The organism is Nonomuraea aurantiaca (assembly GCF_020215705.1).
GTDB lineage: Bacteria > Actinomycetota > Actinomycetes > Streptosporangiales > Streptosporangiaceae > Nonomuraea > Nonomuraea aurantiaca.
Genome location: NZ_JAIWNB010000010.1, coordinates 234,827 through 249,705 on the forward strand (window position 1 = coordinate 234,827; position 14,879 = coordinate 249,705).

12 protein-coding genes are annotated in these 14,879 nt (G+C 70.5%); 4 read left to right on the plus strand and 8 right to left on the minus strand.

Annotated elements, in window-relative coordinates; genetic code table 11:
- Positions 1 to 77 precede the first annotated feature (77 nt).
- Together guaA and LDL49_RS24650 are read right to left on the minus strand one after the other, a co-directional pair.
- Positions 78 to 1,625 (minus strand): glutamine-hydrolyzing GMP synthase, encoded by a 1,548-nt coding sequence (gene guaA / locus LDL49_RS24645; RefSeq protein WP_225293791.1) that lies wholly within the window; start codon positions 1,623 to 1,625, stop codon positions 78 to 80.
- Between the two features lie 88 nt (positions 1,626 to 1,713).
- Positions 1,714 to 3,207, minus strand: a complete 1,494-nt coding sequence (locus LDL49_RS24650) for a DUF885 family protein (RefSeq protein ID WP_225293792.1) — start codon at positions 3,205 to 3,207, stop codon at positions 1,714 to 1,716.
- Between the two features lie 178 nt (positions 3,208 to 3,385).
- Here LDL49_RS24650 and LDL49_RS24655 point away from each other — a divergent pair, with 178 nt between their 5' ends.
- Positions 3,386 to 3,862: an Lrp/AsnC family transcriptional regulator gene (locus tag LDL49_RS24655; RefSeq protein WP_225293795.1), complete on the plus strand. Its 477-nt coding sequence runs from the start codon at positions 3,386 to 3,388 to the stop codon at positions 3,860 to 3,862.
- Positions 3,863 to 3,895: 33 nt separating this feature from the next.
- A complete protein-coding gene (locus LDL49_RS24660) occupies positions 3,896 to 4,642 on the plus strand; it encodes an N-acetyltransferase (RefSeq protein WP_225293797.1) in 747 nt (248 codons plus the stop codon).
- 15 nt (positions 4,643 to 4,657) lie between these two features.
- On the opposite strand, the gene LDL49_RS58450 is transcribed toward LDL49_RS24660, so the two are convergent.
- The 4 genes from LDL49_RS58450 to LDL49_RS24680 form a co-directional block, all read right to left on the minus strand.
- Positions 4,658 to 4,876 carry a hypothetical protein gene (locus LDL49_RS58450; protein ID WP_308016182.1) on the minus strand — a complete coding sequence of 73 codons (219 nt, stop codon included), beginning with the start codon at positions 4,874 to 4,876 and terminating at the stop codon, positions 4,658 to 4,660.
- Positions 4,877 to 4,981: 105 nt separating this feature from the next.
- On the minus strand, positions 4,982 to 5,740 hold the full coding sequence (locus LDL49_RS24670; protein WP_225293799.1) for an MBL fold metallo-hydrolase: 759 nt from the start codon (positions 5,738 to 5,740) through the stop codon (positions 4,982 to 4,984).
- Between the two features lie 38 nt (positions 5,741 to 5,778).
- Positions 5,779 to 6,360: a TetR/AcrR family transcriptional regulator gene (locus LDL49_RS24675; RefSeq protein WP_225293801.1), complete on the minus strand. Its 582-nt coding sequence runs from the start codon at positions 6,358 to 6,360 to the stop codon at positions 5,779 to 5,781.
- A 15-nt stretch (positions 6,361 to 6,375) separates the two neighbouring features.
- A complete protein-coding gene (locus LDL49_RS24680; protein ID WP_225293803.1) occupies positions 6,376 to 7,881 on the minus strand; it encodes a succinic semialdehyde dehydrogenase in 1,506 nt (501 codons plus the stop codon).
- Positions 7,882 to 7,954: 73 nt separating this feature from the next.
- Between LDL49_RS24680 and LDL49_RS24685 the strand changes: the two genes are divergently transcribed.
- Together LDL49_RS24685 and LDL49_RS24690 are read left to right on the plus strand one after the other, a co-directional pair.
- Positions 7,955 to 10,066 carry a serine/threonine protein kinase gene (locus tag LDL49_RS24685; RefSeq protein ID WP_225293805.1) on the plus strand — a complete coding sequence of 704 codons (2,112 nt, stop codon included), beginning with the start codon at positions 7,955 to 7,957 and terminating at the stop codon, positions 10,064 to 10,066.
- 38 nt (positions 10,067 to 10,104) lie between these two features.
- Positions 10,105 to 12,063 (plus strand): beta-propeller domain-containing protein, encoded by a 1,959-nt coding sequence (locus tag LDL49_RS24690; RefSeq protein ID WP_225293807.1) that lies wholly within the window; start codon positions 10,105 to 10,107, stop codon positions 12,061 to 12,063.
- Positions 12,064 to 12,070: 7 nt separating this feature from the next.
- Here LDL49_RS24690 and LDL49_RS24695 read toward each other — a convergent pair whose 3' ends face one another.
- Positions 12,071 to 13,801, minus strand: coding sequence for a glycerol-3-phosphate dehydrogenase/oxidase (locus LDL49_RS24695; RefSeq protein ID WP_225293809.1), 1,731 nt, complete (start codon positions 13,799 to 13,801; stop codon positions 12,071 to 12,073).
- 298 nt (positions 13,802 to 14,099) lie between these two features.
- Positions 14,100 to 14,870: a DeoR/GlpR family DNA-binding transcription regulator gene (locus LDL49_RS24700; RefSeq protein WP_225293811.1), complete on the minus strand. Its 771-nt coding sequence runs from the start codon at positions 14,868 to 14,870 to the stop codon at positions 14,100 to 14,102.
- Between the last annotated feature and the right edge of the window lie 9 nt (positions 14,871 to 14,879).

Here is a 14,879-nt window from a genome sequence, read left to right on the forward strand (position 1 = left end):
CCAAGGTGGCCGACGCGAGACGATATCGAGGCACGACGCATGGGCATCGGCGCACCCGGTGATTTAGCGCTGCGGCATTACTCCCACTCGATGGTGCCCGGCGGCTTGCTCGTCACATCGAGCACCACCCGGTTGACGTCGCGGACCTCGTTCGTGATGCGGGTGGAGATCCGGGACAGCACGTCGTAAGGCACCCGCGACCAGTCGGCCGTCATCGCGTCCTCGGACGTCACCGGCCGCAGCACCACCGGATGCCCGTACGTACGCCCATCCCCTTGCACCCCCACCGACCGCACGTCGGCCAGCAGCACCACCGGGCACTGCCAGATCTCCCGGTCGAGCCCGGCGCGCGACAGCTCCTCGCGGGCGATCGCGTCGGCCTCGCGCAGCAGGTCGAGGCGCTCCCGCGTGACCTCGCCGACGATGCGGATGCCGAGGCCGGGGCCGGGGAACGGCTGGCGCCAGACCATCGCCGTCGGCAGGCCGAGCTCCTCGCCCGCCCGGCGCACCTCGTCCTTGAACAGGGTGCGCAGCGGCTCCACGAGCTTGAACTGCAGGTCCTCGGGCAGGCCGCCGACGTTGTGGTGTGACTTGATGTTGGCGGTGCCCGTGCCGCCGCCGGATTCGACCACGTCGGGGTAGAGCGTGCCCTGCACCAGGAAGTCGACCGGGCCGTCGGCCATGATGGCGCGCTGCTCGTCCTCGAAGACCCGGATGAACTCGCGGCCGATGATCTTGCGCTTCTCCTCGGGGTCGCTGACGCCTTCGAGGGCCTTGAGGAAGCGGTCGGCGGCGTCGACGACGCGGAGCTTGACGCCCGTGGCGCGGACGAAGTCGCGCTCGACCTGCTCGGCCTCGCCCTTGCGCAGCAGGCCGTGGTCGACGAACACGCAGGTCAGCCGGTCTCCGATGGCCCGCTGGACCATCGCGCCGGCCACCGCCGAATCGACGCCGCCGGACAGCGCGCAGATCGCCCGGCCGTCGCCCACCTGCCGGCGGACCGCCTCGACGGCGTCTTCGACGATGTTGAGCATGGTCCAGGTCGGGCGGCAGCCCGCCGCGTCGAGGAAGTGCTTGAGCACCGCCTGGCCGTGCTCGGAGTGGAGCACCTCGGGGTGGAACTGCACACCGTAGAGCCCGCGCCCGGTGTCCTCGAAGGCGGCGACGGGCGTCTGCTGGGTCGAGGCGGTCACCGTGAAGCCCTCGGGGGCGGTGGCCACGCTGTCGCCGTGGGACATCCAGACCTTCTGCGCGGCGGGCAGCCCCGCGAAGATCACGCCCTCGCTGAGCACGTCGAGGTCGGTGCCGCCGTATTCGGCCACGCCCGTCTGGGCGACCTCGCCGCCCAGCGCCTGGGCCATGGCCTGGAAGCCGTAGCAGATGCCGAACGTCGGCACCCCCGTCGAGAACAGCCCGTGGGGCACGGCGGGCGCGCCCTCGGCGTAGACCGAGGAGGGCCCGCCGGACAGGATGATCGCCTTCGGCTTCTTGGCCAGCATCTCCTCGACCGGCATCGTCGAGGGGACGATCTCGGAGAAGACGTGGCACTCACGGACCCGCCTGGCTATCAGCTGCGCGTATTGCGCGCCGAAGTCGACGACGAGCACTGTGTCGAACTCAGACACCGAGAGAACCCCCCAAAGCGAATGCGGTGCTCCCAAGTGTATCGGGGGTGGCCCTAGAAGATGCTCCCGACCAGCCCCACCGTGGACCCTAGAGGATGCTGCCGATCAGCCCCAGCGGTGGCGAGCCCAGGTCGAGCAGGGCCTTGTGGAAGCGCCGCAGCGTGAAGCCCGCGCCCCATTCCTTGCGCGCCTGCTCGCGCAGGTCGAGGATGAGCAGCTTGCCCCAGGTGTAGCGGCCGTAGGTGGGGTCGAACGTGGCCCGCCTCGCCTCCGACAGCGCGGCCGGTCCGGTCAGGTGGCTGTCGGACTCGAAACGCCGGGCGCCCTCCTCGACCGTCATCTGCCCGGTGTGTACGCCGATGGCACAGGCCAGCCGGGTGACCCGGATCAGCGCCTCCACCCAGACCCCGATCTCGAAGCGCGGGTCCTGGGCCTCGAACCCCTCCTCCACGCAGAGCTCCTCGGCATAGTGCGCCCAGCCCTCGGCGAACGACATCGACTGCAGCAGCCGCCGCACGTCCGAGCCGGCCCGGCGCAGGGCGCGGCCGTGCGAGAAGTGCCCGGGCGCGACCTCGTGCACGTTGATCGCGGGCAGCGTGGTGTCGCTGAAGACCTCCAGCCACTCCTCGGCGTCCTGCGCGGGCCAAGCGGGGTCGGGCGGGGTGATGTGGTACCAGGAGGGACCCTCCGGCTCGCCGGGAGAGTTCCACGACATCATCGCCATCCCCCAGCGGCGCGACGCAGGCGCCAGGCCGACCAGGCACTCCCCGTCGTGGTAGGGCACCAGGTCCTTCTCACGGGTGAACGCGATGGCCTTCTCGGTGCCGATCCTGGCCGCCTCGATGACGCCGTCGGCGTCGGGGTGCTGCTTGACCAGCTCGCGTACGACGTCCAGCGGCGGCTCACCCCGTCGCCCCAGCTTGGCGCAGGCCTCGGTGAGCAGGGCCATGAGCCGGTCGCGCTCGGCGTCGGCGCGCTCGGCCAGCCTGCCGAGGTCGACGGGCAGCCCTTCGGTGTCGCCCATCAGCCGAGCCAGCGCGTCGCCGCCGAGCGACGCGTCGGGGTCGCCGACCGCCGCCGCCCGCTCGATGTGCGCGACCAGCAGGCCGTGCGCGTCGAGCGCGGCCTCGTCCGTGACACCGGCGGACAGTCCCTGTATGGGGGCGACCAGCGACCTCGCGACGGGCGCGCTGACCCGGTCGAGCGCGGCGATCGCGTGCGTCACCGCCTCCGGCCAGCGCGCCAGGTGCGCGGCCTTGGCGGCCTCGCGCTCGGCCTCAGGCGCATAGTCGCGGTCGTAGCAGGCCAGGTCGAGGTTCGACAGGTGCGGCAGCGGATTGCTCCGGTGCAGCTCCAGCTCGCCGTACTGGGTACGCAGGCCGTCCTCGAAGACCCGCAGATGCGCCGCGTCGTACGGGTCGGCCGGTGCGGCGCCCTCTCCAAGCCGCGCCAGCCCGGCCCGTACGCCTTCGGGCGACAGATCCTGGATCTTGCCGTCGTATTCGTGTCTGCCGCCCGACTCGCGCGCGTCGGGCACGTTCAGATCCGTGATGGCGCGGAGCCTGGGGTCGAGTTCCGTCATGCCGCCGACGCTAGCGCACCGGAGTCCAACGGGATCCGGCCAATCAGCGGCCGTGAAGAGCCTCGGCACAGGAAGTCCCGGTAGGTCGCGGGCGTCATGCCGCCCTTGGCGATCAGCTCGCCGTACTCGGCAATTCGCCGGCGTACGACTAGCCTTGCCGAATTGGAGGGCGGTAATAGTGCATAACGCCGAACTGGATTCGATCGACCTCGCGATCCTGGCCGAGTTGCAGAAGGACGCCCGGCTGCCCAACAAGGATCTCGCCGAGCGGCTCGGTGTCGCGCCCTCCACCGCCCTGGAACGCGTACGGTCGCTGCGCCGCCGCGGGATCATCACCGGCTTCCGCGCCGCCGTCGACACGGCCCGGCTCGGCCGCCCGCTCCAGGCGCTGCTCGCCCTGCGCGTACGGCCGCACACCAGCCGGATCGTGGACCCGTTGCGCACGTTCGTGCTGGGGCTGCCGGAGACGATCACGCTGTTCCACGTCGCGGGCACCGAGGACTTCCTGGTGCACGTGGCCGTGGCCGACGCCGACCATCTGCACCGGCTGGCCCTGGAGCGGTTCCTGATCCGTACGGAGATCGTGCACCTGCACACCACCCTGATCTTCAAGACCGAGCACCAGCCCGTCCAGCGGCCGGCGGAAATGGGCTGAAGGAAGGTCGCGACAGGTGTGACAATGATCCGCATGTCCCTCCGGATCACCACGCTCGCCGAGCGTCCCGAGTTCGCGTCCGCGTTATGGGAGATGGATCACTCGTGGCGCGTCTTCATGTTCAACGACCCGATCGCGGACCTGTTCTATCCCGTCGCCGCGACGGACTACGCCGACTACGTGCTGGTGGCCGACGACGACGCCGAGCCCGGCCGGATGGTGGCCAGGGGCTGCATGATCCCCTTCCCGGCCAGGGACGGCGGCGAGTTGCCCGACGACGGCTGGGACGGGGTGATCCGCCGGGGGTGGCTGGCCCGCAAGCTGGACCGCCCCCTTGACGCCGTGTCCGCGCTGGAGATCACCGTCAGGAGAGACCTGCTGGGCTCGGGGGTGTCGCCGGCGATGGTGGCCGGGATGCGGGACCACGCCGCGCGGCTGGGGTTCCGGGAGCTGGTGGCGCCGGTCCGGCCGAACCAGAAGCATCTCGAACCGCACACGCCGATGACGGAGTACGCCTTCAGGTCCCGGGAGGACGGCCTGCCGTACGACGCCTGGCTGCGCGTGCACGTCCGGGCCGGCGGCGAGATCGTCAAGGTCGCGCCGCGCTCGATGGTGGTGCCGGGCACGCTCGCCGAGTGGCGCGAGTGGACCGGCCTGCCGTTCGACCGGACCGGGCCGGTCGAGGTGCCCGGTGCGCTCAGCCCGGTGTACTGCGACGTGGCACAGGACCACGCCGTCTACGTCGAGCCGAACGTCTGGGTCAGCCACCGGCTGAGCTGACGCCCTCCTCCCCTGTCACACGACCGCCTCGGTCTCTGTGACGGTCCGTGGCGGCTGGGTACCCCCTTCGGGGATGGGAAGCGCCCTGGCGTGCCGGTGCCGCAGGCTGCCGGTGGGCTGAGCGGACTCGTCCTTCAGCAGCAGCGTGACCCCGGGCGCCCCGACGGGGAACTCGATCAACGGCGTGGGCGCCCCGGCCGCCAGCAGATCCAGTGCCGCCGTCTCCCAGCTCATCCCCACAGCATCTCCCATGACAGGGTCACCCGCTCCAGCGGATGCACGCGCTCGCCTCGATCCCTATGACGCTGGGGTCCTGCGAGGGGCGAGGAAGAAGACCGGTTAGGAGAGGGTCGCCCGCTCGCCCGGCTCCAGCAGGTGCACGCGGTCGCCGAGCCCCGCAAGAGACTTGACCAGCGTGTCCCGGCCCTGCGTGAAGTGGCCCCAGTGCTCGAAGTGCAGCGGCACCACGTGGCGGGCGCCCAGGATCTCGGCCGCCTCGGCCACGTCGTCGCTGGTCAGCGTCAGGTACGCGTCACCCACCAGCGGCGTGCGCGCCCCACCGGCGAACAGCACCGCCACGTCCACCGGCCCGACGCGCGCCGCGATGTCCCTGACCACGTCCAGCGAGGCGTTGTCCCCGCTCACGTACACGGTCGGCAGGGCCTCACCGCTCAGTACGAACCCGGTCACCTCGCCCACCAGGTGCTCGCTCCCGTCGGGCCCGTGCTGCGCGGGCACGCCGGTGATCCGCAGCACACCGCCCCCGGGGCGGGCCAACTCGGTGTGCGTCCAGTTCGGCAGGGCCCGCACCGGTTCGCCGACTCGCTCGGCCGCCGAGCCGGTCGACAGCACCACCGGCGCCGAGGACAGGAAGGCGCGCCCGGCCTTGTCGAGGTTGTCGGGATGCTGGTCGTGCGAGAGCAGGACGGCGTCCACGGCCCCGGCGTCGTCGAGCCCGAAGGCCGGTCCGGCCGTCTTGACCAGCGCCCGGTTCCCGATCGGGTAGTCGCCGGGCGGGTCGAACGTGGGGTCGGTCAGCAGCCGCACTCCGCCGATCTCCAGGACCGCGGTCGGCCCGCCGACGTAACGAATCTCCATGGAGATCATGACACCCGCGCCGGACGCGGTATTCCGCCTCACGCGCGCAGGCCGTCGATGATCCGCCACATGGACCGGTGGCAGAGCGCGCGGAAGCCGGCCTCGTCCATCGCGACGCGCCCGCTCAGGTACTGGTGGATCAGCCCCTGTGCGCTCGACGTGATGGTCAGCGCCACCTCCAGCGGGTCGTCGCGGCGGAGCATGCCGGTGCGCATCCCGTCCTCGACGAGCTCCACGATCACGGTGAACGGCGGCCCCTGCCCGGCGCGGAAGTCCTCGGGGAAACGGCGGGCCTGCGCCCAGGCGTCCGACATCAGGAACGTGTACAGGTGCGGCCGGCCGAGCGCGAAGTCGAGGAAGCCGTCGAGCAGGACGTCGATCCGCTCCTCCAGCGGGCCGGCGGGCGGGAGTCGCTCCCACTGCTCGGCCAGCTCACGGCCGCTGGCGGTGGCGACGGCGCGCAGCAGCGCCTCGCGGTTGGGGTAGTGCCGGTAGATGGCCATCGCCGTGACGCCGACGGCCTCGCCGACCCGGCGCATGCTCACCGCCTCGGCGCCCTGCTCGACGAGGATCCGCTGCGCGACTTCGGCGATGCGGGCGGCCGTTCCCCCATCTCTCACGTGTACAGCGTAAACCTATTTGAGGCGCAGCCTCTTCATGGTCTTGAGCGTGGTGACCAGCACGCCCGCCCATTTGTCGTACGTCATGCCGAAGGGCGGCTCGAAGCCCAGCCACGTGGCCTGCGAGGCGACGGTCTGCGCCTCGGTGTAGCGGAGCAGGCCCTCGGCTCCGTGCCGGCGGCCCAGCCCGGACGCCTTCATGCCGCCCATCGGCGCGTCATAGGAGGCGTACGCCGAGCCGTACCCCTCGTTGATGTTGACCGTGCCCGCCTTGATCCGGGCGGCGAGCGCGCGGCCCCGCGTCAGGTCGGACGTCCAGACCGAGGCGTTGAGCCCGTAGATGGTGTCGTTGGCCAGCGCCACCGCCTCCTCGTCCGAGGAGAACCGGTAGAGCCCGACCACCGGGCCGAACGTCTCGTTGCGGCAGAGCCGCATCTCCTCGGTGATGCCGGTGAGCACGGTGGGCTCGTAGAACAGCGGGCCGAGGTCGGGCCGGGCCTTGCCGCCGGTCAGCACGGTGGCGCCGTGGGCCACGGCGTCGTCCACGTGCGCGCTGACCGCGTCCAGCTGGCGCCGCGAGGTGAGCGAGCCCATCTGGACCGACCAGTCGTGGCCCGTGCCCATCTTGAGCTCGGCCGCCTGCCCGGCGAAGCGCTCGGCGAAGGCGTCGAACACGGCGGTGTGCACGTACAGGCGCTCGATCGACAGGCAGAGCTGGCCCGCGTTGGTGAAACAGGCGCGGATGGCGCCCTGGACGGCGAGGTCCAGGTCGGCGTCGTCGAGCACCACCATCGGGTTCTTACCGCCGAGCTCCAGCGAGCAGCCGATGAGCCGTTTGGCGGCCTCCTCGGCGATCTTCCTGCCGCCCCGGGTGGAGCCGGTGAAGGCCACATAGTCGGCGCCGTCGAGCAGGGCGTCGCCGACCTCGGCGGGCTCGCCGAGCACGACCTGCCAGACCTCGCGCGGCAGGCCCAGCTCGGCCAGCAGGTCGATGGTCCACAGCGTCGACAGGGCGGTCTGCGTGTCGGGCTTATGCACGATGGCGTTGCCGGCGAGCAGCGCGGGCACGGCGTCGGTGACGCCCAGGGAGAGCGGGTAGTTCCACGGCGTGATCAGCGCGACCACGCCCTTGGGCCGGCGCAGCTCCGTCACCCGGGTGGCCACGGGGAAGATGCCGGCGCGCCGTCGCGGGGCGAGCAGGCCGGGCGCGCGCCGGGCGAAGTAGAGGCTGCAGCCCGCCACGTCCAGCACCTCCTCGAAGGCGTGCTTGCGGGCCTTGCCGGTCTCGTTCTGGACGATGTCGAGGATCTCGTCCCTGCGGTCGAGGATCGCGTCGTGCAGCAGCAGGAACGGCCGCGCCCGCTCCGCGACCGGCCGCGCGGCCCACTCCGCCTGCGCCGCCCGCGCCTTCTCATATGCCGTATGTACGTCATCCACCCCGGAAACGGGCAGCTCGACGAGGGGTTCGCCGGTGAACGGTGCGATGATCTCAGCCGTCTTGCCACTGGACGTCACGTGCATGGAAGCAGGGTATTCCGGATCGCTACCGGCGGGTAGTTTTTGCCAATCCATGGCATGGGGACACAATCCCTTCATGCCTTCCTTCGCGCCACTCAGACCGGGAGACCCCGAGAGGCTCGGAGGTCTGCCTCTCCTAGGCCGGCTGGGCGAAGGCGGCCAAGGCGTCGTCTACCTGGCCAGAGACCCGGCGGGCACGCACGTGGCGGTCAAGTGGCTGCGCCCCGAACAGGCCGGCGACGAGGTGAGCGTGGGCCGGTTCCTGCGCGAGGTCCAGGTCGCCCAGCAGGTGGCGCCGTTCTGCACCGCCGCGGTGCTCGGCACGGGCATCGAGCACGACCGGCCGTACATCGTCAGCGAGTTCATCGAGGGCCCCTCCCTCCAGCGGGTCGTCCAGGAGGAGGGCCCGCGCACCGGCACGGCCCTGCACCGCCTGGCCATCGGCACGGCGACCGCGCTGGCCGCGATCCACCAGGCCGGGATCGTGCACCGTGACTTCAAACCGGCCAACGTGATCATTGGCGCCGACGGGCCGCGGGTGATCGACTTCGGCATCGCCAGGGCGCTCAACGCCACCTCGACGATCAGCAGCATGCCGGTGGGCACACCCTCGTACATGCCGCCCGAGCAGGTCATGGGCCACACCGTCGGACCGGCGGCCGACCTGTTCTCGTGGGGGAGCACGATCGTGTTCGCCGCCTCGGGGCGCTCGCCGTTCGGCAGCGACACGATGCCCGCGGTGATCAACCGGGTGCTGAACCACCAGCCGGACATGAGCGGGCTGCACGGTCCGCTGCTCGACGTGGTGGCCGCGTGCCTGGCCAAGGATCCGGCGCAGCGGCCGACGGCGGAGCAGGTGATCATGCGCCTGCTGCAGCACCCGGAGCCCAACTCCGGCATGCTCGCCCAGGCCGCGGCGGCGGCCGCCCCGGCGGAGCCCTGGCGGGCGCCCTATGCCCAACCGCCCGTGACCGGTCAACCTCTTCACCCGGGGCCGCCTTCTCTGCCCGGCGGGCCGCCCTCGGCGCCCGGCCACCACTACGGACCGCCGCCCACGGGCGACCACCGGCCGACGCATCCGAGCCCGTACTCCCCCGGACACTCCCAGCAGAAGAAGAGCAGGGCGCCCATCGTCATCGGCGTGACCGTGGCCGTCGCGCTGCTCGTGTTGGCCGGCGTCGGCGTGGTCATCAGCCAGACCAAGCCCCCGGCCGCCACGCTGACCGCCAACAGCCGCGCCTCCACCACGGAGTCCGCCAGGAAGCCCAGCACCACGCCGCCGGGCGTGCCGCGGAGGGGCACGAAGCGGGCAATACCCGGTGGCGCCATCTCCCTGTACGAGAATCCGGCCGACCCGATCACGCTGACCTCGTACGAGATCTACAACAAGAAGGCCGACGACTGGATCGACTACGCCCGCAACTCACTGCGCGGCACGTTCACCAAATACGCCGGCAACTGGGAGACGCTGGTCTCGCCCGACGGCCACTCCATGGTCGGCCGCGGCCGCAACTACACCTCCGACGACTACGACTCGGTGATCATCACCGACCGGCGGTCCGGCGACAGGACCACGATCAAGACCGTGCGCAAGCCGCTGATCAGCAGCATCCGCGCCTGGTCGAAGGACGGCTCGAAGATCCTGCTCAACATCGAGAAGGAGTCGGGCAAGAACTGGCTCTACCTCGGCTTCGTCATCGTCGACGTGGCGGCCGAGGACGCCAAGGTGGTCACCGTGGCCGACACCACGATCCGCAAGACCGCCTTCGGCTGGGACGGCGAGGAGGAGGGCGTGGTCAACATGTCCCCCGGGCGCGGCCTGCGCTTCTACGACACGAAGGGCCAGGCCACCCGCACCCTGGCGAACATCGGCTCGCTGGCCTCCGGCACGCAGGACATCTTCTCCCCTTCCGGCAAGGTGTTCATCACGAACTGCCCCAAGGGCGGAGACGGCGACCACTGCGTCTGGAACACGGAGAGCGGCGACCGGGTCCGCCGGTTCACCTCCGACTGCGACAAGGTCCTCGGCTGGTACAACGAGACCCACGTCTACTGCTGGGAGCAGGACAACTCCCCCAGGGACGAGATCCAGGTGGCGGACTTCCAGGGCAAACTTGTCCGCAAACTGCTCGACATCCCCGAGAACCTCGACTTCAGCCCGGTCTTCACGGTCGATCCTCCTGGATGATCGTGAACCGCCAGGCGCGGAGATCCGTCAATGAGGTCATGAAGACGCTGATCCGTACGGTCGTGGCCGGGGCGGCCCTCGCGACGGCCATCTCCGCCTGCACCTCGGCGCCGGGGGGCACCGCGCCCGTGAAGCAGCGCCTGCAGGTGCGCCTGGTCTCCTACAACGGGTGCGACGACATGCTCGCCGGGCTACGCGAGCACGCGGCGAGCAACGTCGGCCAGTGGGGCTTCGGCGGCCCGATGCCCATGTACATGACCCGCCAGAAGTCCATGGAGGCGACCGCCGACACCGCCCCGGAGCACTCCACGACCAACACCCACGAAGCGGGAGTGGACGAGCCCGACCTGGTCAAGACCGACGGCAACCGGATCATCACGGTCGCGGGCGGCACGCTGCGGATCATCGACACGGCCTCCAGGAAGCTCACCGGGTCCGTCAAGCTCACCAAGGCCGACGAGCCCGCCTACGCCCCCGCCGACCTGCTCGTCTCGGGCGACCGCGCGCTGGTGCTGTATCGCGGGGGCGACATCATGTACAAGACGTTCGCGCCCGTCGGCGAGACCCGATACCTGCTGGTGGACCTGTCCGGTGAGCCCAAGGTGCTCGGGACGATCAAGCCGCAGGGCACGTACGTGGACGCCAGGATGGTCGGCTCGACCGTCCGGCTCGTCACCCGCAGCCAGCCCGACATCACCTTTCCGCAACCGAAGGAGAACGCCTCCGAGGCCGAGATGAAGAAGGCGAACGCGGCGGCGGTACGCCGGGCGCCGCTCGACGCCTGGCTGCCCAAGATCCAGATCACGGACGCGGCCGGGACCGTCACCAAGAAGACGGTCGACTGCGCGCGGGTCAGCCATCCGGCCGACTACACCGGCACCTCGCTGCTGACCGTGCACACCATCGACCTGGCCCAGGGCCTCACGGAGGCGGGCACCGACCCGATCAGCCTCGCGGCCGACGGCGACACGGTCTACGGCACCGGCCAGAGCCTGTACGTGACCAGCAACCCGCGCTGGTGGTGGCCGGTGCCGATGGCGGCCGTGGAGGACACGCCCCAGGCCCCCGCCACCGAACCCGACCCGACCGAACCCACCCCCTCGGCCAAGGTCACGCTCAGCCCCGAGCCCACTCCGACACCGACCGCCCCGCCTGAAGAGACCGAGGTCCACCGTTTCGACATCGGCCACCCGGGTCCGCCCACCTATGTGGCCTCGGGCAAGGTGCCGGGACGGCTGCTGAACCAGTACTCGCTGTCGGAGTACGACGGCAACCTGCGCGTCGCCACCACGCTCAACTCCGAGGCCCAGAAGACCAGCACCAGCAGCGTGTACGTGCTCAAGGCCGACACCCTGGACAAGGTCGGCGAAGTGGGCGGCCTGGGTGAGGGCGAGCGCATCTACTCGGTCCGGTTCATCGGCCCGGTCGGCTACTGCGTCACGTTCAAGCAGGTAGACCCGCTCTACACGCTCGACCTGCGCGACCCGGCCGCGCCCAAGGTGACCGGCGAGCTGAAGATCACCGGCTACTCCGCCTACCTCCACCCCGGCGGCGACGGCCGGCTGATCGGGATCGGGCAGGAGGCCAGCGAGAAGGGCCGGACGCTCGGCACGCAGATCTCGCTCTTCGACGTCAGCGACCCGGCGAACCCGAAGCGGCTGTCGCAGATGTTCCAGAAGAACTCGGGCTCCGAGGCGGAGTGGGACCCGCACGCGTTCCTGTACTGGCCCAAGACCGGCCTGTCGGTGATTCCGCTCAACACCTACGAGCAGAACAAGGAAGAGATCGGCGCCGTGGTCCTGAAGATCGACGACTCCGCAGTGACGAAGCTCGGCATGATCAAGCATCCGGTCCAGCGGCCGAAGGACGGGGCGTACCAGCCGAGCATCCAGCGCGCGATGGTCATCGGCGACTCGATCTGGACCGTCTCCACGGACGGCGTCCAGGTCAACGACGCGACCACGCTGGCCGAGCAGACGTACATCCCGCTCCGCTAAAAGGGGGTCACTGCTCGGGGAGGGCGACCGGCACGATCTCGGGCGCGCCGAGTCTGATCGCGTCGGCCTCCTGGTCGGTGTCCTGCTGCTGGGACAGGCGTTCGGCCTCGACGCGCTTGGTGAAGTATTCGACCTCGCGCTTGACCTGCTCGCCGTCCCAGCCGAGCGGCTGGGCGAGGAGCTCGGCGGCCTCGTGGGCGCTGGCCAGGCCGCGGTGGAAGGTCTCGATCGAGATGTGCGTCCGCCTGGTCAGTACGTCGTTGAGATGCCTGGCACCCTCATGGGTGGCCGCGTAGACGATCTCCGCGCGCAGGTAGTCGTCGGCCCCGCCGAGCGGCCGGGCCAGCGACCTGTCGTGGTCGATCAGCTCCAGGACCTCGTCGACGAGCGAGCCGTAGCGCTGGAGCAGATGCTCGATGCGGGCCACGTGCAGGCCCGAGGTGTGGGCGAGCCGGTGCCTGGCGTTCCACCGCGCCTGGTAGCCCTCGGCGCCGACGAGCGGGATGCGGTCCGTGCACGATCTCGGCACCCGCTGGTCGAGCCCGTGGGCGACGGCGTCGACGGCGTCCCTCGCCATAACCCGATAAGTCGTATATTTCCCGCCGGCGATCATCACCAGGCCGGGGACCGGATGCGCCACCACGTGCTCGCGCGACAGCTGCGACGTCTCCTCCGACTCACCTGACAGCAGCGGCCGCAGCCCCGCGTAGACGCCCTCGACGTCGTCCCGCGTCAGCGGCACGGACAGGACGGCGTTCACGTGGTCGAGGAGGTAGTCGATGTCGACCCGCGACGCCACGGGATGCGCCTTGTCCAGCTTCCACTCGGTGTCGGTGGTGCCGATGATCCAGTGCCGCCCCCACGGAATCACGAAAAGTACGGATTTTTCGGTGCGAAGGATGATTCCGGTGAGCGAGTGGATCCGGTCGCGTGGGACCAGCAGGTGGACCCCCTTGGAGGCCCGTACATGGATCTGGCCCCGGCCGCCCACCAGCTCCTGGATGTCGTCGCTCCATACGCCGGTCGCGTTGACCACCTGCCGGGCGCGTACGTCCAGCTCAGCGCCGCTCTCCAGGTCGCGCACCCGCACGCCGGTGACCCGCTCGCCCTCGCGCAGGAACCCCACGACCTGGGCCCGCGGCGCCACGTGCGCGCCGTAGGTGGCCGCCGTGCGCAGCATCGTCATCACGTAGCGCGCGTCGTCGACCTGCGCGTCCCAGTACTGCACCGCGCCGGTGAACGCGGTCCGCTTCAACGCGGGCGCCAGCCGCAACGCCCTGCTCCTGGACAGGTGCCGATGCCCCGGCACCCCGCGGGTCAGCCCCGAGGCGAACCCCAGGGCGTCGTAGAGGGCCACCCCCGCCCCCACGTATGGCCGCTCCCACCCGAGGTGGGTCATCGGAAACAGGAACGGCACCGGCCGGACCAGATGCGGCGCGATTCGCTGCAACAGCAGCGCCCTCTCCTGGAGTGCCTCCCTGACCAGCTCGAAATTGAGCTGCTCCAGGTAGCGCAGGCCGCCGTGGATCAGCTTGGAGGATCGCGACGACGTACCGGAGGCGAAGTCGCGCGCCTCCACCAGGCCGACGTCGAGCCCTCGGGTGACGGCGTCGAGCGCGATCCCCGCGCCGACGACTCCCCCGCCGACCACGACCACGTCGAGTTCCTGTGCCCCCATCCAATCCAGCGCCGAGGTCCGCTCTCCAGGCCCAAGCCGGGCGATTCCCCTTCCCGCCATGCCCCTCCTCTTACCCGCCGCAGGGTCTCCTGCGACAAACTTCACTCTTTTCTTGTACGGCACGCATGGGTTACTCGCCACCCGCCGACCATGCCTGGGGTCCTCAGGAGATGGCTCCTGTACGGCACGCATGGGTCACCCGCCACCCGCCGACCATGTTTGGGGGCCTCCAGGAGACGGCCTCTGACCGGATGGTGGCCGAGCGCCGTTACGGCCCGCGGAAGAGTCGGGGAACGCGCTGAGGCGGAGGAGTGGACGAACACACTGAGACGGAGGCGGGAGCGAGCGGTGCGGCCCGTCAGGCGCGGATGACCTTTACGCCCGCGTCGGTCAGCTCGCCGGCGAGAGAGTCGGAGAGCTGGGCGTCGGTGACCAGCGTGTCGATCTGGTTGGTGGGGCAGATGCGGGAGAACGCCCGCTTGCCGATCTTGGAGGAGTCCGCCACCACCACGACCTGCGCGGCGCGGCTGATGAGCAGGTGGTTGACGCTGGCCTCCCCCTCGTGGTGGGCCGAGGCGCCCAGCTCCACGTCGAGCGCGTCCACGCCCAGGAAGGCCACGTCGAGCGTCACCTGTTCGAGCACGCCCGACGCCAGCGGGCCGATGAGCTCGTAGGACTGCGGCCTGGCCACGCCGCCGGTGACCACGATCTTGACGTGCTGGCGGACCGTGAGCTCCGAGGCGATGTTCAGGGCGTTGGTGACGATGGTGACGCCCGATTCCAGCGCTGGGCAGGTGGCCAGCGTGCGGGCCAGCTCGGAGGTCGTGGTGCCGCCGTTGAGCCCGATCACGGCGCCCGGCGAGACCAGCTCGGCGGCCGCCGCGGCGATGCGGTGCTTCTCGTCGGCGTGCCGGGCGGTCTTGTAGCGCAGCGGGAGGTCGTAGCTGACGCTCTGGGCGACGGCCCCGCCCCGCGTGCGCATGAGCATCTGCTGCTGGGCGAGCTGGTCGAAGTCGCGGCGGATCGTGGCGGTGGAGACGTCGAGCTCTTGGGCGGCCTCCTCGACGGAGAGCCGTCCTTCCTGCGCGAGCAGCTCGAGAATCGCGTTCCAACGATCGTAGCGGGACACGATGCCTCC

Bases quoted from the DNA above. Each gene is read 5' to 3' on its own strand.
- LDL49_RS24660 (WP_225293797.1), top strand. From the start codon at position 3,896: ATGTCCCTCCGGATCACCACGCTCGCCGAGCGTCCCGAGTTCGCGTCC.
- LDL49_RS58450 (WP_308016182.1), bottom strand. From the start codon at position 4,876: ATGAGCTGGGAGACGGCGGCACTGGATCTGCTGGCGGCCGGGGCGCCC.
- LDL49_RS24680 (WP_225293803.1), bottom strand. From the start codon at position 7,881: ATGCACGTGACGTCCAGTGGCAAGACGGCTGAGATCATCGCACCGTTC.
- LDL49_RS24670 (WP_225293799.1), bottom strand. From the start codon at position 5,740: ATGGAGATTCGTTACGTCGGCGGGCCGACCGCGGTCCTGGAGATCGGC.
- LDL49_RS24695 (WP_225293809.1), bottom strand. From the start codon at position 13,801: ATGGCGGGAAGGGGAATCGCCCGGCTTGGGCCTGGAGAGCGGACCTCG.
- LDL49_RS24690 (WP_225293807.1), top strand. From the start codon at position 10,105: ATGAAGACGCTGATCCGTACGGTCGTGGCCGGGGCGGCCCTCGCGACG.
- LDL49_RS24650 (WP_225293792.1), bottom strand. From the start codon at position 3,207: ATGACGGAACTCGACCCCAGGCTCCGCGCCATCACGGATCTGAACGTG.
- LDL49_RS24685 (WP_225293805.1), top strand. From the start codon at position 7,955: ATGCCTTCCTTCGCGCCACTCAGACCGGGAGACCCCGAGAGGCTCGGA.